This window comes from Patulibacter defluvii, from assembly GCF_034096925.1.
Lineage (GTDB): Bacteria > Actinomycetota > Thermoleophilia > Solirubrobacterales > Solirubrobacteraceae > Patulibacter > Patulibacter defluvii.
Map to the genome: position 1 here is coordinate 294,662 of NZ_JAWZSQ010000003.1, position 22,091 is coordinate 316,752.

The 22,091-nt window shown below is 69.9% G+C and carries 13 protein-coding genes and 1 pseudogene; 10 read left to right on the forward strand and 4 right to left on the reverse strand.

The features are described from left to right. Window positions 1-3: 3 nt before the first annotated feature. Window positions 4-1,008, reverse strand: coding sequence for a fumarylacetoacetate hydrolase family protein (locus tag SH587_RS05315; RefSeq protein WP_320669540.1), 1,005 nt, complete (start codon window positions 1,006-1,008; stop codon window positions 4-6). Between the two features lie 99 nt (window positions 1,009-1,107). Between SH587_RS05315 and SH587_RS05320 the strand changes: the two genes are divergently transcribed. Then, window positions 1,108-1,719, forward strand: coding sequence for a TetR/AcrR family transcriptional regulator (locus SH587_RS05320; RefSeq protein WP_320669541.1), 612 nt, complete (start codon window positions 1,108-1,110; stop codon window positions 1,717-1,719). A gap of 77 nt (window positions 1,720-1,796) precedes the next feature. Here SH587_RS05320 and SH587_RS24600 read toward each other — a convergent pair whose 3' ends face one another. Both SH587_RS24600 and SH587_RS05325 read right to left on the reverse strand, forming a co-directional pair. Beyond that, entirely contained in the window at window positions 1,797-2,276 is a 480-nt protein-coding gene (locus SH587_RS24600; RefSeq protein WP_375341734.1) for an ATP-binding protein, read from the reverse strand. Continuing rightward, the gene (locus SH587_RS05325) at window positions 2,269-2,979 is read right to left on the reverse strand and encodes a sensor histidine kinase (protein WP_320669542.1); all 711 of its coding nucleotides are present in this window, start codon (window positions 2,977-2,979) and stop codon (window positions 2,269-2,271) included. The genes SH587_RS24600 and SH587_RS05325 overlap by 8 nt, the downstream gene beginning before the upstream one ends. Before the next feature lie 404 nt (window positions 2,980-3,383). On the opposite strand from SH587_RS05325, the gene SH587_RS05330 reads away from it, so the two are divergent. Continuing rightward, window positions 3,384-4,628, forward strand: a complete 1,245-nt coding sequence (locus tag SH587_RS05330) for a PucR family transcriptional regulator (protein ID WP_320669543.1) — start codon at window positions 3,384-3,386, stop codon at window positions 4,626-4,628. Window positions 4,629-4,774: 146 nt separating this feature from the next. Further along, the gene (locus tag SH587_RS05335; RefSeq protein ID WP_320669544.1) at window positions 4,775-6,544 is read left to right on the forward strand and encodes an FAD-dependent oxidoreductase; all 1,770 of its coding nucleotides are present in this window, start codon (window positions 4,775-4,777) and stop codon (window positions 6,542-6,544) included. Window positions 6,545-6,605: 61 nt separating this feature from the next. Here SH587_RS05335 and SH587_RS05340 read toward each other — a convergent pair whose 3' ends face one another. After that, on the reverse strand, window positions 6,606-7,190 hold the full coding sequence (locus SH587_RS05340) for a TetR/AcrR family transcriptional regulator (RefSeq protein ID WP_320669545.1): 585 nt from the start codon (window positions 7,188-7,190) through the stop codon (window positions 6,606-6,608). A 130-nt stretch (window positions 7,191-7,320) separates the two neighbouring features. Between SH587_RS05340 and SH587_RS05345 the strand changes: the two genes are divergently transcribed. From SH587_RS05345 to SH587_RS05370, 7 genes and pseudogenes are all read left to right on the forward strand, one after another. Next, window positions 7,321-7,641: a 2Fe-2S iron-sulfur cluster-binding protein gene (locus SH587_RS05345; protein WP_320669546.1), complete on the forward strand. Its 321-nt coding sequence runs from the start codon at window positions 7,321-7,323 to the stop codon at window positions 7,639-7,641. Window positions 7,642-7,679: 38 nt separating this feature from the next. After that, on the forward strand, window positions 7,680-9,122 hold the full coding sequence (locus tag SH587_RS05350) for a cytochrome P450 (RefSeq protein ID WP_320669547.1): 1,443 nt from the start codon (window positions 7,680-7,682) through the stop codon (window positions 9,120-9,122). Between the two features lie 29 nt (window positions 9,123-9,151). After that, window positions 9,152-10,393 carry an NAD(P)/FAD-dependent oxidoreductase gene (locus SH587_RS05355; RefSeq protein WP_320669548.1) on the forward strand — a complete coding sequence of 414 codons (1,242 nt, stop codon included), beginning with the start codon at window positions 9,152-9,154 and terminating at the stop codon, window positions 10,391-10,393. 290 nt (window positions 10,394-10,683) lie between these two features. Beyond that, the gene (locus SH587_RS05360) at window positions 10,684-20,586 is read left to right on the forward strand and encodes an RHS repeat-associated core domain-containing protein (RefSeq protein WP_320669549.1); all 9,903 of its coding nucleotides are present in this window, start codon (window positions 10,684-10,686) and stop codon (window positions 20,584-20,586) included. 10 nt (window positions 20,587-20,596) lie between these two features. Then, window positions 20,597-20,836 (forward strand): hypothetical protein, encoded by a 240-nt coding sequence (locus SH587_RS05365; RefSeq protein WP_320669550.1) that lies wholly within the window; start codon window positions 20,597-20,599, stop codon window positions 20,834-20,836. 220 nt (window positions 20,837-21,056) lie between these two features. Next, a pseudogene (locus SH587_RS24605) lies at window positions 21,057-21,161 on the forward strand (colicin E5-related ribonuclease); the annotation flags it as partial. Window positions 21,162-21,330: 169 nt separating this feature from the next. Beyond that, on the forward strand, window positions 21,331-22,008 hold the full coding sequence (locus SH587_RS05370) for a hypothetical protein (RefSeq protein ID WP_320669551.1): 678 nt from the start codon (window positions 21,331-21,333) through the stop codon (window positions 22,006-22,008). Window positions 22,009-22,091 lie beyond the last annotated feature (83 nt).

Sequence of the window (22,091 nt, forward strand, 5' to 3'; positions counted from 1 at the left end):
GCCTCATCGAGCGCCGAGCACGGAGGCCGGGGTGGCCGTCGGCGAGACCGTCGTGGTCAGCGAGCCGATGCCGTCGATCTCCAGCCGGACGGTCTGGCCGGGCGCGATCCAGCGGTCGATCTCCAGCCCGCAGCAGCCGGGCATGGTGCCGGTCGAGACGACGTCGCCGGCGTCCAGGTACTCGCCCTTCGAGGCGTGGGCGAGCATGTCGCCGATGTCCCAGGTCGCGTCGGCGGTGCTGCCCTCGCACCACAGCTCGCCGTCGACGAGCACGCGCCCGGTCGCCCGCCGCCAATCCGGCAGCGCGTCGGCGGTCAGCACGTCCGGCCCGATCGAGTTGGCGAACGTCTTCGACTTCACGACCGGACCGAAGACGCTGGTGCGCGCGTCGTCGGCCTGCACGTCGCGCGCGCTCCAGTCGTTGAGCACGAACCAGCCGCCGATCGCCGCGCGGGCCTCGTCGGGCGTGGCGTCCGACAACGGGCGGGCCAGCACGCAGGCGAGCTCCAGCTCGAAGTCGAGGAAGCGGGTGTAGGAGGGCCACCACAGGTCCTGGCCGTCGGCCAGCATCGCGCTGTGGTTGCCGACGTACATCGGGGGCGCCGCGTAGAAGGCCGCGTTCGGCTTGAGCTTCGGGAAGGTCCGTCCCGTCACCCGCTCGAAGGTCGCGACCGCGCGGGCCTGGGGGGCGGGGAAGAACCGCCGGACCAGCATCCGCGACGACTGCTCGACGTGGCTGGGGAAGACCATGAAGGCCCGCATCGAGCGCGCGCTGAAGGGCAGGCCGGCGTCCGCGGCGTCGACCGCGGCGTCGTCGTCGGCGACCGCGAGCAGCGGGGCCAGGGCGGCGCGGGCCGCGTCGTCGGCCAGCAGCGCCAGCAGGTCACCGTCGTGCAGCGGGCTGTCGGCGGGCAGCTCGGCCGCCGCCGCGACGCGTCGGACGTCGAGCCAGCGATCGCGGGCGGCGTCGTGGACGGCGGGACCGGAGGGAAGGGTGCGAAGGAGCATGCGGCCAGTGCGTCGGAGAGCGGGACGCGGCCAGCGTACGGCAAGACTGATGAACTTGTCAATATTGATGTCTGGATCGATAGCGATAGGATCATGCCGATGAGCACCTCCCGGATGGCCCGGCGGCGGGCGGAGACGCGGGCGCGGCTGACGAACGCCGCCCGCGAGCTGTTCGCCGAGCAGGGCTTCGACGTCACCCGGATCAACGAGATCACCGACCGCGCCGACGTCGGCTTCGGGTCCTTCTACAACCACTTCGACTCCAAGGACGCGATCGTCGAGGCGGTGATCGAACAGGCGGTCGAGGCGCACGCCTCGGCCGTCGACGCGCTCACCGAGTCGCTCGACGACCCGGCCGAGGTGATGGCGGTCGCCCACCGCTACTTCGTCCGCCTGGCGGGGCGCGACCCCGTGTGGGCCTGGCTGCTGGTGCGCCTGGACACCTCGCACGACGTGCTGCGCCACGTCCTCGGGGCGCGCGCCACGCGCGACCTGCAGCGCGGGATCGACGAGGGCCGCTTCGCCGTCGACGACGTCCCGACGGCGCTGTTCGCGATGGGCGGCGCGCTGCTCGGCGTGATGCGCGCGGTGCTCGATCACGTCGCCGGGCCGACCGCCGAGCAGGCGCACGCGGCGGGCGTGCTGCGGATGCTGGGAGTCGACGCCGCCAACGCCGCGGCGATCACGGAGCGGGCGCTGCCCGAGGGGTAGGGGTGGCGGACGGCGCGATCCCGCGGCGGGCGGCGGCCGGCGAGGAAGGCGAAGCCCGGAACTGCTGTCGCGCGGGCTCAGATCGCGGCGCGATCGGGCGTCTCGACGGCTCGGCGGGCGCGCCATCGGTCCGCCCGGGCGCGGGCGGCGGCGCGCGGGCGGGCCTGGGGGCGCGGACGCGCGGTCGCGTCCTCCGGTCGTGCGAGCAGGGCAACGGCGGGGATCAGGGCGGTGGCGACCGTGCCGCCGGTGGGCGCGGGCCGCACGCTCAGGCTGCCGCCCCGGCGCGCGAGCCGGGCCCGGAGCAGGGTGAGCCCCGTGCCCGGGATGATCTCGTCGGGGCAGGTCCCGTCGTTGCGGACCTCGACGCGGATCCCGTCGCGGGCGGACCGCAGGTGGGCGGAGACGGACGGGCCGTGCCCGTGCCGCGCCGCGTTCGTGAGGAACTCCCTCGCGGCGTTGAGCGCGAGGGGGTCGATCGTCGTGAGGTGGCGGTCGATGTGGATCGACCAGGTCAGGGGCCGCCGTGTGGACAGGACCTCGCACCAGTCACGCAGCGCCTGGGCGGTGGCGGCTCTCGACTGCGGCGTCGGCGATCAGCGCGCGCAGTTCGATCGCGGCCCGGCGGAGGAGATCGGCGGTGTCCGTCGCCCGTCGCGGGTCATCGATGTGGAGCGCGGCGGCGTAGAGCGTCTGCAGCGGGCCGTCGTGGATCTCGCCGGCGACCTGCAGGCGTGCGTCGCGCTCGAGCGCGACGGCCTCTGCGGTTCGGATGCCGGTGGCGCGCGATCGGGCGCTGCCGGTTGCCCTGCCCCGCCAGGCCCCGGCGATGAGGGCCGAGCCCAGGGTCAGCCAGAGGCCGTTGACGATGACGATGACGATCGACGGCCAGGGGTCGCCGTGGGCGACGCAGACGCCGGTGAGCCCGGTGGTGAGCAGCGCACCGAGCAGCAGCGGGGTGCGAGGAGGGTGGCCCAGGGTCCAGAACAGGATCGCCCCGAAGGCCGCGAGATGCACCAGGTGGCTGGGGCTCGAGCCGGCGACGACGAGCGCGCCGAGCAGCGTCGGCAGCGCGGCGTAGGGCCGGTTGCGGAACGGCCCGGTGGCGAGCACCGCGGTGGCGAGGCTGGTTCCGGCCAAGGCGAACCACCCGCCGGTCCAGAAGCCGGGCTCCCGTGAGCCGACGATGAGCAGCGACCAGCCGCCCCCGAGTTGGACGGCCCTCCCGTAGGCGTCGGCCGCTCCAGCGCGCGCCTCCAAGCATCGAAATTCCCCCGTCGGACAAGGCCCATCCACCAGATCGAGTCGCGCGCGGCCGGGGGAGGTGCACCGAGACGGACCTCGATGCGGACAGCGCACACCTCGATCATGACAGACCGTCAAGATTCGGGCCACGCGAAACGTCGCGACGTGGAGCGGCCGTCGCGGCCAGACCCGATCACCGGCTACTTACATATGAACTTGACATCTTGTCAAGCCATACCGTAACGTGCGGGTGTGACTGGCACGTCAGGACGGCTCTTCGCCGCGCTCTCCGGGATCTGTCGACCCGGCGCTTCCGCGTCCGGAACGAGTCGGCGAGGTGACGCATGAGCTCCCGGGCCAGGCCCGGGGACCCGCAGCCCGACGCGCCGCCGTGGGGCGCGGGCCGGACCGGGCGTGGGGTGGACGTCGGCGCGCTGGTGCCGCAGCTCTCGGGGGTGCTGCACGTCGACCCGGCGGTCGAGGCGGTCGGCATGGCGCAGCACATCCTGGACCACGTGCCGGAGTTCGCCGAGGCCACGGCTCGCCGTCCGCTCCTGCGTGAGCTGCGGGCCTGCTGTGCGGTGAACATCGAAGCGGTCATGCGACTCATCGACCGCGGGTCGGGACCTGCGGGCACGATCGTGGTTCCCGACGTCGCTCGGGAGTTCACGGTCGCGATGGTCCACCGCCGCGTGCCCAAGGCGGCGTTGATCCGGGGCTACAGGATCGGGCACAGCTACCTGTGGAGCACGCTGATGCGGCGCCTGAGCGCCGACCCGGAGGCGAACCTCGCGCTCGCCGATCAGCTCGCCGACCTCCTCTTCGCCTACGTCGACAACGCGTCCGAGGCCCACGACGAGATCTACGAGGTCGAGCGCGCCTCGTGGGTGCCCAGCGCCGACGAGCTTCGCCTGCAGACCGCGCAGAACGTGCTCTCGCGCGAGGTCGTCGACCCGCACGCGGCGTCGGGGCGTCTGTCGTACGACCTCAACGGCGTGCACGTGGCGATGGTCGTCCACGCCGACCCCGGCGACCCGGACGTCCCCGGCCGGCAGCAGCTCGTCGCCGAGGCCACCGGTGCGCTGTCCGCGATCGGCCCCGTCGGGCGGCTGCTGATTCCCGCCGCCCCGTCGGAGCTCTGGGTCTGGGCGGCGGTGGAACCGGAGCGCGCCGGGGCGGCGCTCGAGCGTCTCGAGGCGCGCGCGGCCGCGGCGGGCCTGCACATCGCGATCGGACGTCCGCGCCCGGGGATCGAGGGGTTTCGGCTCTCCCACGAGGAAGCCCGGAAGGCGGCGGACCTCAGCCGTCCGAGCGACCGATCCCCCGTCTCGTACCGGCACGTCGAGTTCTTCTCGCTGCTCCTGGCGGACGACGAGCGGTGCGGGCGGTTCGTCCGCGAGACGCTCGGCGAGCTCGCGGGACCCGGGACCTCGCAGGCCGCGCTGCGCCGCACGCTGCTGGCCTACTTCGAGGCGAGCGGCAGCTATGTCACGGCCGCCGAATCCCTCTTCCTGCACAAGAACACCGTCTACGCCCGCGTTCGACGGGCGGAGACCGTGCTCGAGCGGACCATCTCTCCGGCGGACGTGACCCTCCACGCCGCCCTGAAGCTGGCCGCGGTCCTGCCCGAGCTCGTCCTCGACGAGCCCGCGAATCCGCTCTGAGCTCGGCGCCTGTCACATCTACTTGACATGTTGTAAATACGTCACGTATGGTCCCGAGCGGGCGTCGTGTCGACGTCCCTCGAGCAGCCATGCGGGCCGGTCGCCCCGCGCGGGCGCTCGGTCGATCACGTCGAAGGGCCCCTCACATGCTTGACCCCGTTTCCTCGTTCGACACCGATTGGCTCGTCATCGGCTCCGGGTTCGGGGGCAGCGTCTCGGCGATGCGCCTGGCCGAGAAGGGCTACGACGTCACCGTCCTGGAGCGTGGCGAGCACTTCCGCACGGAGGACGAGATGCCGCGCTCGTCGTGGGATCTGCGCAAGTGGCTCTACATGCCTCGCGCGGGCCTCCGGGGGCTGTTCAAGCTGACGTTCTTCAAGGACGTCTTCGTCATGTCCGGGGCAGGGGTCGGTGGTGGCTCGCTGGTCTACGCGATGACCCTCTACGTGCCGCCCGACGCGTTCTTCCGGGACCGTCAGTGGGCGGGCATGGCCGACTGGCGCGAGGAGCTGGCGCCGCACTACGAGACCGCGCAGCGGATGCTCGGCGTCACCGACGTGGCCGAGGACGACCTCGCCGATCAGCTGCTGAAGGAGTACGCGGCGGAGATCGGGGTCGAGGACAGCTACCGCAAGGCGCGCGTCGGGACGTACCTCGACACTCCGGGCGAGGAGGTCGCCGATCCGTACTTCGGCGGCGAGGGCCCCGCACGCACCGGCTGCTCGCGGATCGGTCGCTGCATGCTGGGGTGCCCCCAGGGCTCCAAGAACAGCCTCGACAAGAACTATCTCTGGTTCGCCCAGCGCGACGGCGCGAAGATCGACGCCGGTCGCGAGGTCGTCGCGCTGCGCCCCCTGAACGGCACCGACGGCGCCGACGGGTGGGAGGTCACGCACGAGCGGACCGGCCGCCGGTTCGACAAGGACCGTCGCGTCACGCGCGCCCGCGGCGTCGTCATCTCCGGTGGCGCCTTGGGCACCAACGAGCTGCTCGCCCGCTGCAAGCTCAACGGCGACCTGCCGAAGGTCTCCGACCGCCTCGGGCACCTGGTGCGCACCAACAGCGAGGCGATCCTCGTCGTCACCGTGCCCGACGGTCGCGCGGAGGCACTGACCAAGCGGGTCGCGATCACCTCGTCGATCTACCCCGACCCCCACACCCACATCGAGACCGTCACCTACGGCTCCGGGGGCGGCGCGATCCGCAACCTCTTCACGGTGCTGACCGGCGGCGGCACCCGCCTCACCCGGCCGCTGAAGTGGCTGGGACAGATGGTCCGCCACCCCGGCTGGGTCGCGGAGCTGCTGTTCAAGCCGCGGTGGGGGGAGCGGTCGATCGTCGTGCTGGTGATGCAGTCCCTGGACAACTCGATGCGGTTCACGGCACGCCTGCGTCGTGATGGCCGCGTCCGGCTGCAGACCGAGCAGGACGCCGACAACCCGAACCCGACCTTCATCCCCGCGGCCAACGCGTTCACGGAGTGGCTGGCCCGCAAGACCGGCGGCGCGCCCGGCTCCGCCGTACCCGAGGCCCTGCTGTCGATCCCGACCACGGCGCACATCCTCGGAGGCGCGCCGATCGGCTCGAGCGCCGAGCACGGCGTGATCGACGAGCAGCACCGCGTCTTCGGCTACGAGAATCTCCTCGTCTGCGACGGGGCCGCGATCCCGGCCAACGTCGGCGTCAACCCGTCGCTGACGATCACCGCGATGAGCGAGCGCGCCATCGATTTCGTGCCCGCCAAGGACCCCGACGCCACGATCCACCACCGCGGGCGCACGGCGATCGCCGGCAAGACCGCCAGCGGCCACCCCGAGGCGCTGCCGGCCTCGGCGACGCTCGAGGGTGCCGTGGAGGATCAGGCCGCGGCGACCACGGGCGCCGCTCGGCGTCGCTCCCGCGCCTCGGCCGACTGACCCGGGAGATCCACGGGCGGGCGCTCGGGGCTCCGGCGTCCGCCCGCGGCGGCGACGGGGCTCAGGTCGCGGCTCGCCAGAGCCACGCGACCTGGTCGACGAGGGCTCGCTCGTCGACGGTCGGCCGGCCGACGTGCTCGACGAAGGTCCGCTCGGTCATGTAGACGAGGGCGTAGGCGCGAGCGGCGACGGCGGCGTCGTCGAGGTCCGGGCTGCCGGAGGCGATGCGGCGCTCCGCACCGGGGCGGAAGCGATCGTGGAACGCCTGCCAGAACGCGGCGACCGCAGGGTCGTAGGTCGCGGCCTCGGTGATCGCTCGGACGCTCGCGCGGTGCCGGGTGAACACGGCCAGCACCCGCGCGAGCGTGTCGCGGAGCGGGACGTCGGCGAAGCTCAACCAGGGCTCGGCCGCCTCGGCGAGGTCCGTCTCCAGCGCTTCGCCGAGCTTGAGGACCAGTGCCCGCTTGTCGTCGAAGTAGGTGTAGAACGTCGGCCGCGAGAACCCGGCCCGGCGCACGATCTGCTCGATCGAGACGTCCGCGTAGGCCGTGCCCTCCTCGAGCAGCGAGACGGCGGCTCCCAGCAGCTCGGCCTCGGTGGCTTTGCGGGTCTCGGCCGTGCGGGCCCGCCGGGAGAGTGTCGCCATGCCCAGAGTCTAAACAAGATCATTATGACTTGACATGATGTAAAGCCATATGGGAAAGTCGTTCCGCGGCAGCCGTCACCCGGTCGGAGCCGTGGCGGGCCGCACCTCCACTCCTCAGAAAGGACCACGCATGGGAACCATCACCTTCGTCGAGCACGACGGAACGAGCCATGACGTCGACCTCGTCGACGGGGTGTCGCTCATGGAGCTGGCCACGGGCAACGGCGTTCCCGGCATCGACGGCGACTGCGGCGGCGAGGCGTCGTGCGGGACGTGTCACGTGATCGTCGACGACGCGTGGATCGCCACGACCGGGACGCGCTCCGACGAGGAGAGCCAGATGGTCGACATGTCGGCCGAGTGCGTGCCGAACTCGCGCCTGGCCTGCCAGGTGAAGGCGTGCCCGGCCCTCGACGGGCTCAAGGTGCACCTGCCCGAGTTCCAGATGTGACGTCGGGCCTTCCCATACACGACAGACGAGCGAACACCATGACGACGACCAACAGCGTTCTCGAGCGGGCCAGGGCCCGGGTGGCCGACAAGGTGCAGTCGGCCGTTCCCGTCGACCGGCAGGTGCGGGCCGCGCACCTCCTGCAGAAGGCCAAGCGCCTGGCCGGCTTGAGCAAGCCGCTGGTCTTCACCGAGCGGCCGATCCCCGATCCGGCCGACGTGCCGTTGACCGAGATCGACGTCAGCAACCCGTTCATGAACCGGCAGGGGAAGTGGTACCCCTACTTCGCCCGGCTCCGCGAGCAGGCCCCGGTGCACTACCTCGCCGACAGCCCGTTCGGTCCCTTCTGGTCGATCACCCGCTACGCGGACATCCAGGCCGTCGACTCCAACCCGGCGGTCTTCTCGGCCGAGCCGTACATCGTCCTCGGGCCTCCGCCGCTCGAGATCGAGATGTTCATCGCGATGGACCCGCCCAAGCACGACGTCCAGCGCAAGGCCGTCCAGGGCGTCGTCGCGCCCCGCAACCTCAAGGAGATGGAGTCGCTGATCCGCGAGCGGGTCCAGGAGGTGCTCGACGGCCTGCCGACCGACGCGCCCTTCGACTGGGTCCAGCTGGTCTCCAAGGAGATCACCGGTCGCATGCTGGCCACGCTCCTCGACTTCCCCTTCGACCAGCGGCACAAGCTCACGTACTGGTCGGACACCATCAGCGGGACGGCCGAGGGCACGGGCGGCACGACGCACCAGGACGACTTCTACGCCGCCACCCAGGAGCTCGCGACGAGCTTCACGGCGCTCTGGCACGACAAGGCGGCGCGGCGAGCGGCGGGCGAGACGGACGGCTTCGACCTGATCACCCTGATGCAGACCTCGGAGGACACCAAGGACCTGATCAACAAGCCGCTCGAGTTCCTCGGCAACCTCACGCTGCTGATCGTGGGCGGCAACGACACCACCCGCAACTCGATGTCCGGTGGCGTCTACGCCCTGAACCAGTTCCCCGACCAGTTCGAGAAGCTGAAGGCCGATCCGTCGCTGATCCCGAACATGGTCTCGGAGATCATCCGCTGGCAGACCCCGCTGGCGTACATGCGCCGGGTCGCCAAGCAGGACGTCCACTTCGGCGGGCAGTTCATCCGCAAGGGCGACCAGGTCGTCATGTGGTACGCCTCGGGCAACCGCGACGAGCGCAAGTTCGAGGACCCGGACGCCTTCATCATCGACCGCCCCAACGCGCGCAACCACATGTCGTTCGGCTTCGGCGTGCACCGCTGCATGGGCAACCGGCTCGCGGAGATGCAGCTGCGGATCCTGTGGGAGGAGCTGCTCGCGCGGTTCGACCGGATCGATGTCGTCGGCGAGCCCACGTACGTGCAGTCGAACTTCGTCAAGGGCTACGAGCGGATGATGGTCCAGCTCACGCCCAAGGACGAGCGCCGCGAGACGACCGCCCACGCCGAGGAGACGTCGGCCGCCTGAGCGCGGGCGACGGCGATCGGGGAGCGAGAATGACGTCCAATCGGGTGGTCATCGTCGGGGCCAGCCACGCCAGCGCGCAGCTCTGCACGAGCCTGCGCCAGAACGGCTGGGCCGGCGAGATCCTGTTGATCGGCGACGAGCCGTCGCTGCCCTACCAGCGTCCGCCGCTGTCGAAGACGTTCCTCGCGGGGACGACGACGCTCGCGGACCTGCTGATCCGCAAGCCGGAGTTCTACGAGAAGGAGCAGGTGGTCTTCCGCAGGGGCCGCGTCACCGGCATCGACCGCGAGGCCGAAGCCGTGCGCCTGGAGGACGGGGAGACGTTGGGCTACGACAAGCTCGTGCTCTGCACGGGGGCCCGACCGCGTCCGCTGACCGTTCCCGGAACGGACCTGGCGGGCGTCCACTACCTGCGGGACGCGGCCGACATCGAGGCCATCCGCGGCAGCCTCGCCGCCGCCGACCGCGCGGTCATCGTCGGCGCCGGCTACATCGGGCTGGAGGCGGCGGCGTCGTTGCGCAAGGCGGGCGTCGCCGTCACCGTGCTCGAGGCGGCCGAACGGGTGCTGCAGCGGGTCACGGCCCCCGAGGTCTCCGCGTTCTACGACCGCGTGCACCGCGAGGAGGGCGTCGACCTGCGGGTCGGCGTCGGCGTCGCGGAGCTCGTGGGAGAGGTTCGCATCAGCGCCGTCCGGCTCGCGGACGGCACCTCGATCGCGGCCGACCTGGTCATCGTCGGCGTCGGCGTCCTGCCGAACGTCGAGCTGGCGCACGACGCCGGGCTGGCGGTCGACGACGGCATCGTCATCGACGAGCACGGCCGGACCGAGGATCCGCGCATCTTCGCCGCGGGGGACTGTGCGAACCACTTCGATGCGCGGTACGACCGCCGGCTGCGGCTGGAGTGCGTCTCCAACGCGGTCGAGCACGCCAAGAGCGTCGCCGGCGCGATCTGCGGCAAGGAGAAGCCGATCTCCGCCCTCCCGTGGTTCTGGTCCGACCAGTACGACCTGAAGCTCCAGATCGCCGGCCTCAGCACCGGCTACGACGACATCGTGCTGCGCGGCGACCCGACCTCCGGCCGCGGCTTCGCCTGCTTCTACTTCGCCGACGAGCGCCTGATCGCCGCCGACTGCGTCAACCGGCCGCAGGAGTTCATGTTCAGCAAGCGCGCCATCACGGAAGGCCTGTCGCCGGCCCGTTCGTCGCTGGCCGATCCAGAAGCGTCGCTGGCCGCCCTGCTCAAAGCGTCGATGAGCAGCGCGACCTGAACCTCGACCATGCCCGAGGCGTGGGCCGTGGCGGTCGCGGCGGGCGCGCTGCACCGGTTGGCGCTGGCGCCTTGGTTCTGATGCTGGGGAGGAGGGTGAGGTGGGCGTTTCCCCCCTTTCGGGTGGGCGCTGGATCGGACGTTCGTCGAGTTCGCCCGGAAATAGCGGTCGCATCCGTCGACGTTCTTGACGGTGCCGGTGCCGGTTGCGAGGGTCGCCCCCTTCGTGCGGTCTCGGGCGTCCTGCGTGTCGCTCCGCCAGGGTCTTCCCTTGAATGAGGACGGGTTTCGGTGTTTCAACGCTCACCGCTGGGTCTGATTGGTCGACGTCACGGCTCGCTGCTGATCGCGCTGTGTGCGGTTGTGGCCGGCGGGGCGGTCGGAGGGATCGCCGTCGCGGCGGACGACGAGGCTGAGCGACCAGCGGCGTTGCCGGTGCCGCAGCTGCAGGGCGTGCAGGAGTTCATCGATCGGCAGGCGGCCGCGGATCGCGAGCGGGTCGCCGGCGCGGAGCGCGTTGGTCCTCGGGAGCTGGCGGGGCTTTCCGACGATGCGGCGTTGCGGGCGCTGCGCAAGCACCTGAAGGGGCTGGTGGGTCGTAAGGTCACCGCGCAGTTGGATGCGGAGAAGGGCGAGCGGGTCAAGCGCTACATCGGTGGTGGGTCGCAGGCGTTGGTGCAGCAGGAGGGCGGTGAGCGGCGCAAGCAGTTGGTGCAGTCGACGCTGCCGCTGCGGGTGCCGGTGTCGGACGAGAAGGATGCGCCGCTTGCGCCGTTGAGCACCGAGGTCGAGGCTCGCGGTGCGAACGTGGCGGCGGAGAACGTGCCGTCGCGGTACCGGATCGCTCGTCGGCTGGGCGCGGGGAGCGCGTTGCCTGAGGACGCCGGGACGTGGTTCTCGGAGTCGAAGTTCGGGGTCGTGCCGCTGGCGGACGGCCGGCCGCTGGGCGGCGGCAGCGCGACGCTGTTGGGCGACAAGGCGATCGTGCCAAACGCCGCGCAGGATCTGGACTACGTGACCGCGGCGGCCGCTGGCGGCAGCCAGGGGATGTTCGTGCTGCGGTCTGATCGCAGTTCGACGCGGTTGGCGATGCGGATCGTCGGGGAGTTCGACGAGCTGCGGGAGGGCGAGCACCGGTTGGGGGCGGAGGTCGTTCGCGGCAAGACGGTGATCGGTCGGTTGCAGGCGCCGATCGCGGCCGGCGCCAACGGCACGCCGGTGAAGGTCGAGTGGCGCCTCGTGGGCCGTGAGATGCGGATCTCGGTTGATCTCGACGACGACGTTCAGCTGCCGGTGGTGGTCGATCCGTCGTTGGTCGAGGATCAGCGCTACTGGGTGTCGGGGACGCCGGCGGATCGCACCGGGTGGGAGTTCGCGACCAACGCCCCGGCGGCGTTCTACCCGTCGGTGAACGGGCAGGGGTTCGACGGGTTCGGCCTGACGATCTACTCGACGACGGCGAACACCTATCCGGCGGGGACGTGGGGGCAGTGGTTCTTCCGCTCGCCGGGTGATCCGGCCCACCTGGACGAGAACGCGCACATCATCAACGTCGACTACGGCTACGTCGCGCACGCGCCGGCGGGCGGCACCGGCAGCTGCATGCAGGAGGGGCTCTACGACCCGCGGAACACGAGCCTGCCGGCCGGTGCGTTCGAGAGCGCGTGGTGGAAGAACTCGACCGCGACCGACACGACGGCCGGGCCGTACACCCAGTACGGCGGTGCGTTCGGCCGCGTCGGCTGCGCGGCGGAGGGTCAGGCGTGGAACACGGTCACCTACAGCCAGCGCTCGCACGGCATGACGCAGCCGTTCGGGTGGGGCGGCAGCACCCCGACGGCGGGTCGGCCGGGCAACCTGGCGGTGTTCGGGCTCTCCAACGGTGCCGGGAAGCCGACCAGCAACGGTCTGGCGTTCCTCGGCTCGTCGATCATCCGGATGAGCGAGCAGGTGGCGCCGCACCTCTCGACCACCGGCCAGCCGGCCGGGTGGGTCGACGCCGGTCCGACGTTCACCGCGACGTCGACCGACTACGGCCTGGGTTCGGTGTCGCTGCAGGCGACCGCGACGGGGATGACGACCCAGTCTGCGGCGACGCCGGCGTGCATGAGCACGGCGCTGAACCCCCGCGACGATCGCGGGACCCCGACGACGGGCAACCAGGGCGATCGCAACAACCGTTGCCCGCAAGCACTGTCGACCCAGGTCAACACCAGTGCGCTGCCCGAAGGCGCCAACACGGTGACCCTCACGGGCAAGGACCTGATGGACAACCAGGCCACCCTGGCGGTCCCGGTCAAGGTCGACAAGTCCAAGCCGACCATCGAACAGCTCAACCCCGGCCAGGCGATCCGTCCCGCCGCGCCTCCTGGTGGCAGCGCGCCGACGAAGATCACCGTCAAGGCGAAGGACCAGTACTCCGGCGTCAAGACCGTGACGGTCAAGATCGACGGCCAGCCGGTGACGGTCACGCAGCCGACCTGCACCGCGACCCAGTGCCCGACCGAGCACCAGGTCGACATCTCGGCCGACGGACTCACCGCAGGCAACCACCGGGTCGAGGTCACGGTGGTCGACCTCGTCGGCGGTGCGTCCCACACGGCGACATCGGCGTTCGACGTCGCCGTGATGTATGACGCAGGTTCGACGCCCCCCAACGACGTGTCGCGGACGCCGGAGCGTGGTCTCGGGTTCGAGGACTGGATGACCTACGACACCACCGCGACCGGTGCCGGGAGCAACCTGCGGGTCAATCTCGCGACGGGCAACGCGTTGTGGTCGGTCACGCCGGTGTCGAACCCGGGCGTTGGGCTCGACACGGTGATGCGGTTGACGTACAACAGCTTCGAGCCGTCGGGGCTCGTCCCGCTGCTGCTGAAGGGCGGCGCGTTCGGGTATGGCGTCGTCGGTCGCGGCTTCAGCCTGCAGCTCGGCTCGATCACGCGCGTCAACGAGCCGCTCTGGATCCAGAACGACCTCGGTGTTCCGGTCGGGGATGCCGCCGCGGGCGCCAGCGCGCGGAGGATCACGCTGACCGACGGCGACGGCACCCGCCACGTCTTCGAACGCGACGACAGCAGGGCCGGGCTGCGGTTCAAGCCGCCCGCGGGCGTCGAGCTGGAGCTGCGGCGCTACTCCACGACCGACGCCGACCGGCGCTGGGCCGCGACGCGTCCCGACGGCACCACGTTCTTCTTCGATGCTGAGGGCTACCCGAGCTGGACCGAGGATCGCCACGGCAACAAGCTGCATCTGGAGTACGAGACGCAGATCGGGCTGGCGGGTTGTGGCTTCACGCCGGTCTGCACCAAGCGCCTGAAGCGGGTCGTGGATGCCGCGGGCCTGAGCGCCGCGGAGCTCAGCGGCGTTCCGGCATCGGCGGTGGATGATCGTGCCTGGACGCTGACCTACGACGACCAGACAGGCCCGTCGGACACCGACTACAACCCGAACCTGCTGGTCGCGGTCAAGGACCGCAAGCTGATCGGTGGCCAGCGGCGCGTCACGAAGCTCGGCTACGACTCCAGCCAGCGCCTGACGTCGTTGACCGTCGCCGAGAACGCGCCGGTGGTGGAGCAGCGCCGCACGTGGTCGTTCGGCTATCTGAAGCTGACGTCGCCGATCACGGTCGAGACCGGCTACCTGAATCGGATCACCGATCCGCGAGGCCACGACACCAACGTCGTCTACGCCACGACCGCCGACCCGGTGCAGTCGATCGTGGAGAGCCTGCTGGGGGCGCTGGGTCTGTACGAGAACCGGCAGAAGGTCGTGTCGGTCGACGACCGCTCGTCGACCAGCGGCTCGCGCCGAACGTCCTACTCGTTCGACGCGCCGGCCAGCGGCAGCCGCATCACGCGGGTGCGCGACGCTCGTGGCCACGTCGACCGGGTCACGATGGACGACGCCGGCCGCATGACTGAGCTCACCCAGGGCGTCGACGACCCGTCCACGCCCGCCGAGAACGAGACGGCGCTGGCCCCGCGCAAGACGATCCAGGCCTGGACCAACGACAACTACGTCGACTACGTCACGGTCGGCGCGAACGAGCCTGCGAAGGCGGTCACCACCGACTACAGCTGGGGTTCGCTGGGGCAGTTGGAGCAGCAGGTCCAACACGCCGGCGGCCATGGTGCCAGTGGTGGCCAGGCCCGCGAGCGGTATTGGGGCTACCGGACCCACCCGGGAACGCTCACCGGCACCGGAGCCTCGGGCGACACGCCCAGCCACGACGCGGACTACGAGTTCGTCTACGACTTGACGAGCGAGACACGGTGGCTCCCGCTGGGCACCAACCCGGGCGACCGGGGGCCGAAGACCACCTCCTACGACTACGGCAGCACGCCGAACCTGGGCGACGTCCGAACGATCGATCGTCCGGCCCGGGGCCACGAGGAGTTCGACTTCAACGGCCGTGGCCTCATGACGGCGCACCGGACACGTCTGTGGGGTTCGTCCGGAGACCGTGGATCGCTCAACGCCGATGAGGGCGAGGCCACCGTCGTCTCGGAGTCGTGGAGCACCTTCGACGGCAACGGCAGCCCGCAGAAGCGCGTCGACGAGCGCGGCAAGACGTGGCGGACGTTCCGTGACGAGGTCGGCAACGTCACGCTGCTGGCGGATCCGCGCTCCGACCCGGCCTACGAGCCGTTGCCTAACGATCCGCCGTTCAAGGAGGCCGTCGCGGCGACCAGCGGCAATCCCGTTGCGGCGGTGGGAGGCACGCCGCAGATCGAGGCGCGCTACAGCGGCCCGAAGTTCGTTGCGCGGTGGACCTACGATGCGCTCGATCGCCAAGTGGCCCAGGCGATCCCGAAGCGCTCCTCGTTGACGGCAGAGGCGGGCAAGGACCGTTTCCGGGTCTCGGCGACGACCTACGACGCGAACGACAACCCGATCCGCCAGCGCGATGCGGTCGGCAAGGTCTCCGAGACGGACTACACCGCGACGGACAAGGTCGCTGAGGAACGCACTGCCGACGTCGCGCACTACGACCCCTCTTCGACGGACGCCAACCCGGGTACCGCCACAGCCGCCCCAGAGGTCACGCGCTACCGCTATGACCCGGTCGACAACGTCGAAGTGCGCAGCGATCCGCTGGGGAGTCCCGGCAGCGCCGGGCACCGCACGACGTGGACCTACAACGAGTTCGACGAGGCCACCGTCCAAACCCGCGATGCCCCGTCCCCGGGAACGGGCGGCCCGGCGAAGATCACGACATCACGGGCCTACGACGTTCGCGGCAACGTGGTCGCCGAGGCGGACGCGAACACCAACGGCGATGTGTCGGCGCAAGACGCCGAGGCGAACGCACGCAACTCCGACCTGCAGCGGAAGCTGTACGTCTACGACGCCTTCGATCGGCTGACCGACGCGACCGAGAACCCGGTCAAGTTCGGGAACGAGGCCGACGACACCGTCGGGCTGAACACCCACTACGGCTACGACGAGAACGACCTGCGGGACAAGACGACCCCGGCAGGGCGCAAGACCAGCTACGAGTACGACGACGCCGGCCAGCTGACCAGGCGCAAGGACCCGTTCAGCGCGCCGGGAGCCGGCACGACGGTGACCGCGGACACCACCTACCAGCGCCGCGACGACGGGCAGCCGTACGCGATCACCTCGCCGCGCGGCAACGACGGCGGCGGCGCGAACGGGTTCGTGACCCGGCTGGCGTACTGGCCCACCGGTGAGCTGAAGGCGCGGGAACTGCCGCGCCGCAACGATCAGTACGGCTCCCCGATCGTCGTGAAGTACTCCGTCCTCAGCGACGTCGGCGACCCGCTGACGATCGTCGACGGCCGCGGCAAGACGCTGACCAACACGTTCCTCGACACGGGCGAGCTGGCGAGCACCACCCGCCCCTCGTGGTGGATCTACGACCAGGGTGACGTTCGCGAGCGCAACGAGGACGATCCGGCGCCGAGCACGCAGACCGCCGGCGACCTCCCGGCGACCGACGGCAAGGGCGACTTCGGTGAGGTGCAGCCGCAGGACCTACCGGACATGCTCCCGCGGGCCGGGGCGACGACCCTCGACTACGACGAGGAGCTGCGGCTGCGCAGCGTCACCAGTCAGGACGACAAGGCGCCGGCCGAGAACGAGCCCGAGGAGTACATCACTCAAAACCTCGCCTACGACCCCGTCGGCCGGCTGGTCGAGCGCACGATCCCGTACCAGTCGGGGGCCTCGGACCTGCGGCTGCAATGGCAGTACGACGCGGCGGGCAACGTGCGAGCGACGATCGATCCGGCAGGGCAGCGGACGCTCACGACCTACGACGAGTACGACCGCGTGCTCTCGCAGGACGCGCCAGCGCACTGCGACACGACCAAGCCGGGCTGCGTACGGCCCGTCACGAGCCAGGTCTACGACCGCAACGGCAACGTGGTGCGGCAGGACCTGCCGGCCAAGAACGACACCTACGACACCGACAAGGGCGGGACCAGCACCGGCACGATCGTAACCGCCTTCGACGCGGTCGACCGGCCGGTCGAGACGGTCGACGCGTCCGGATCGACGACCAAGCAGGTCTACGACAAGGACGGCCTGGTCGCCAAGACGATCCGTCCGCAAGCGTTCGCCGTCGCCGGCCGAGATCCCGACGACTACACGACGACCTACACCCGCGACGGCGGCGGCCGCGTGACCAGGCGGGAGGAGCAGGTCACCGACAGCACCGCTTCGCAGACGCTGGTCACCGACTCGACCTACGACCGCAACGGGAACCTCACCCGCGTCGAGGCACCCGGAGCCGCGAAGAGCGGCAACGACCCGGTCCGCCAGGTCCAGGTGCGCGAGTACGACGGTCGCGACCTGCCGTGGACGACCACGGTCGGCGACGGCGCCGATGCCCGGACGACGGTCACCGAGTACGACGGCAACGGCTGGCTGCGGCGGACGGTCAAGCCGAAGGGCGTCGACAGCAACAAGCGGCCGCTCGAGTCCGACGCGCCGGGCTTCCCCCGCGACGGGCAGCAGGCGCGCAACGCCGAGGTTCTCGAGTACGACGACGACGGTCTGCTGAAGGCGCGGAACCTGCCGTGGGGTGCCGGCGACGCCGACCAGAACGCGGCCAACCGCGTCCGCTGGCGCCAGCGCTACGACTACACCGCGCGCGGGCTGCTGAAGCGCGTCGTCGGGATCTACGACGACAAGACGAACGCCACCGGCGCGCCGGGCGCCGAGCACGACACGATCATCAAGCACAACGACGCCGGGTGGATCACCGACACGACGACCAATGATCTGGAGGGCAGCGGTCCGTCGATCCACATGGAGTTCAAGTACGACCGACAGGGCAACCAGACCGAGTGGAACGCTCCCGGCGGCCTGCGATCGGTCAACACCACGTTCTGGCCGTCGGGCCAGATGCGCGCGCGCTGCGGCCTGCGGCGAACGGGCAGCAACCAGGTGACCGAGGAGCAGATCTACAGCTACCGCTACGACCGCTCCGGGGCGCTGCGGCAGATGACGGATTGGTCGCACCACAGCCCGGAGAACCTGGCCGGTCAGTGCGAGGAGAAGGCCCAGACCGACAGCGACCCGGACGGCCAGAACCTCGACAAGCGCCGCACGACGATCCTTCGCGATCGCGCGGGCCGACCCGTCAAGGTCGACGAGGAGTGGTCCAGCGGCAAGGACACGGTCTACGACTACGTCGACAAGACCCCGAACCTGATCGGCTCGGTCAAGACCGACGGACGGCTGGTGCCCGACCCGCAGGACCCCGACGATCTGGACAAGGCGAGCTACACCAGCGGCACCCGCACCAAGTACGGCTACGACGAGCTGGACCGCAACACGGCGGTCAGTGTCTGGACCGACGCCGGAGACAGCGGACCCGCGGACCGGACGACGGAGCTGCGCTACTGGCCTTCCGGGGCCCAGCGACAGATCACCAAGCCGAAGACCACGGCGGCCGGCGAGCATCACACGGTCGAATCGCGGTTCTACGACACCGCCGGCTTGATCCGCACGCGTCAGGTCGACCCCGCCAGCGGAGCGAGCAGGACCACCACCTACAAGTACGACGAGAACGGCAACCGCACCCACGACGAGCGGGGGATCGGGCACTACAACGCCCGCGACCAGCTCACCAAGTGGGAGCGGCGTCAGCAGGACGGCGACGACCCTGCCCAGACCGAGAAGGATCCCGGCAAGACCGTCACCTACACGCTCGACGGATCCGGCCGACAGCGGGCGGTGAAGCAAGAGATCTGGATCGATGACGATTCGGACGACGCGGGTGGCAGCGCCACCGACTACGGGGTCATCAAGACGCAGGTCGAGACGACGAACGACTTCGTCGGTGATCGCCTGACGCGGTCGCGGCAGACGGTCACCGTGCCGTCGGCTGAGCACATTCCGCCCGGGATCCCCCCGGAGGAGGCGTTGCCGGATCCGGTCTACCAGACCGATTGCTATGCCTACGATCCGATGGGGTCGCAGACGGCGGCGCTGCGCAGGAAGCAGGATTCCGAGTCGGATCTGAACGGGTCGGCGGGCAACTGCCCGGCGAACCTGACGCCGACCAGCACGTGGCGTCTGGAGGCCCAGAACACCTACGACACGTTCGAGCGGATGGTCGCCACGCGCAAGCGCGATCACGCCGACGACGATCCGCACGGGACCGAGAGCGGGACGCTCCAGAAGAACCAGGTGATCTGCTACGACGGCCTGGATCGCCGCGATCGTCGCCTGACTGGCCTGGACACCTCCCAGGATCCGGGCGAGAACGACGACAACACCACGGCGTTCCAGAAGGCACGGGCGGCGTGCGCCCAGCAGGCCTCGTCGGCCGAGCTGAAGGTCTTCGACTACAGCTACCTGGGCCTGGGCCAGCAGCTGACGCGGGAGAAGGAGGAGAACGGCAAGGCCAAGACCTACGAGTACACCGCTACGGGGCAGCGGCTCGGCCAGTTGTCTCGTCCCTCGTCGGGGTCACCGTCGTGGCGCTCCTACGAGACCGACGCCCAGGGTTCCGTGGTCGGACTGGAGTCGCCCTCGACCGGTGATGTCGGCACCGACGACCGCTACGACAGCGACCCCTACGGCGCGCTGGTGAAGCCGGAGAAGGGCCTGTCGGAGGACGCGAAGGAGAACCCGTTCCGGTACCAGGGCTTCTACGTCGATGCTGCGACCGGCGTTTACGACATGCAGGCTCGTGCCTACGACGCCAGCCTTGGCCAGTTCCTGCAGCAGGACCGGTTCCAGGACCCGACGGGGGATCTGGGCCTAGCGGTCGATCCGCTGACCTCGTCGCGCTATGCGTTCACGGCAGGCAACCCCTCGACGCGCAGCGAGTGGGACGGGCACGCGACGATCGGGATCCAGACGGGGCAGGTCGATCCGTCATGGCGGAAGTCGCACGGCTACTACAAGAACAACCCGCAGCAGTACCAAAGGGATGTTGCGGCGCAGACGCAGTGGGGTCGGACGACGAGCCGAACGGTCGCGCGGGGTGAGCTGCCGCAGGTGGTACCGAAGCCGAAGCCGGCCCAGGCGGCGGTTGCATCGAGCTGTGCACCGAAGGGTGGCTGCAGCGTGCCCGGCCGCCCGTTCGGAAACGGTGGTGACGGTCAGACGCTGGCAGGGTTGATACAAGCCGGAGCGGGGGAGCTTTACGCACAGACCGTCGGCCGATTCTACGGTTGCGCGACCCAGTGGATGTCGATGTCGCAGTGCGACAAGGGCTCGGCGATGGAGGAGCGGCGTCGGGTTGGCGAGCAGATTCCTGGGGCGCTGGTCCGAGCCTTCGATCCGCGGTGCAGCGACGCGCTGGAGTGCGCGATGACGCTGCCGTGGTTTAAGGGGCTTCGTGTCGGCCGGGCCTTGGAGGAGGCTGAGGAGGCCCGCGAGCTCGTTGTCGACGCCGCAAAGGGCGCAACAAGCGCGGCAGGTCGGTTCGAGGTTCATCCCCGGGTCGCCGGGCAGCTCCAGGACTTGCGATTGGGTCGCTTGGCAGGGAAACTGGATGACGACGATCTTCAGCGACTGATTCACGAGCCGAATGCGCAGCGGCTGTTCGACACGAGGACCGGCAACATCAATGTGGTGCAGGAGGTCGAGGGCGTCACGCTACGGATCACGACGCCGCGTGACGCGTTCAAGATCATTTCGGTGGGCCCGATGCGGCCGCGCCAGATCCCGAATGGGATCCAGTCCGGGCGCTTCGCGCCAATGCCGTAGGAGGCCGAACATGGCGACGATCCACATCTCCGAGATTCAGCGGCTCTTGGCCGCGCGAGGCGAGTCCGACGCGGTACCCGATGGCGACGGCGGGCTTTTTCTCGAGATTCGCTTCGATCGACCCGGAGTGTCAATCGGCGTTGTTGACCCCGAGTTCGTCGACCGAGTTCTGACTGCCGATTGCCCGTTCGGCACCGTGACGATCCAGTTCGACGGCGAGGGACAACTCCGCTCGCTCGATCTGAGCTGACGCCGAAACGTGCTTGATCGGTCGCGCTGCGCTGGGGTCGCTGTCAGGCGGCGCAGCGTTTGAGTTGTGTTTGAGAAGGGGTCCGACGGTCGCCGCCGGCTCGGCGATCTGGGCCCGAGGCTCCTGGCGCCCGGTCGAGGTCTTCCGGACGGCCGGTGGTGCGCGTGCGGCGCCTAAACAGACCTCGACACCATCCAGTGCCTAGTGGCGGGGGCGACGGATGGACGATCCGGCGACGGTCTACTACAGCCGTCGTGGCGGAGACGTTGTACGTAACGATCGAACTGGTGACGTTGTTCAGATCTCCGATCGAACTGACCAGAACTGGAGGGACCCCCTGGAACAATCCATAGTTCGAGAGATCGCAGAAGCGGCATCGGTGCCGATTCGGTCTGTCGGAAACTCGAGGAGATTTCGCGCGATCCGCGGACGCCTTCATCCAGGCCGGTGCACTGCGGCCTCAGTCTCGGATCGTCGCGGTCGAAGGCTTCACTGTGCTGGCCGGCGACAAGTATCAGCTAGCGATAGAGTGGATCCTCGATCTGTCAGGCGTCGCAGATCCGGTCATGTGCCGAGAGGAGGCGCAGACCTTCGTCGAGGATGCTCAGGACGATCTCTTGTTCGTCTTCGATGTCGAGCAACTGACCGTGATCAGGCGCGGGACCTCGATCGGAGCGGGCTGGCTGACATTGGCGAGCCTGTCCGTGACGCTTCGGCCCTGCTCGGTCGTCGATACTTCGTCACGAGCGCGCTGGCGACAGCAGCCGCAGATGGGCCACATGGTCGGAGCTTGTCGCGACCGAGCCCAGTTCTGGGCGTTGCGGCCGGCAGGACGATGGTCAAGCCAGATCCCGCGATCCATGGCTATTCGGCGAACTTGGACTACTTCAATGCACAGTGACGTGGTCGATCGATGCCGAGTCTGCGGGCTGGCGCAGTCAACTCCTCCTTGGGGCGAGGGCGGGCGAACTCCGACCTACGAGTACTGCCCCTGTTGCGGCACCGAATTCGACTACCAGGACGCGACGTTGGTGGCTGTTCTTCGCCAGCGGCGAGCGTGGCTTTCGGCGGGTGGGGCCTGGAGCGACCCGAACGCGATGCCGGTCGGTTGGCGATTGGACGAACAGTTGCGAGCGATCCCGGCCGCGTGGCGTGACGACTATCGGCCCTAGCTCTCCCGCCACCCGTCCAAGGCCTCAGGCATCGTGCGGGCGAGGCCGCCCTGTCACGCGTGACTTCTTGCCTTGCGGCCTGC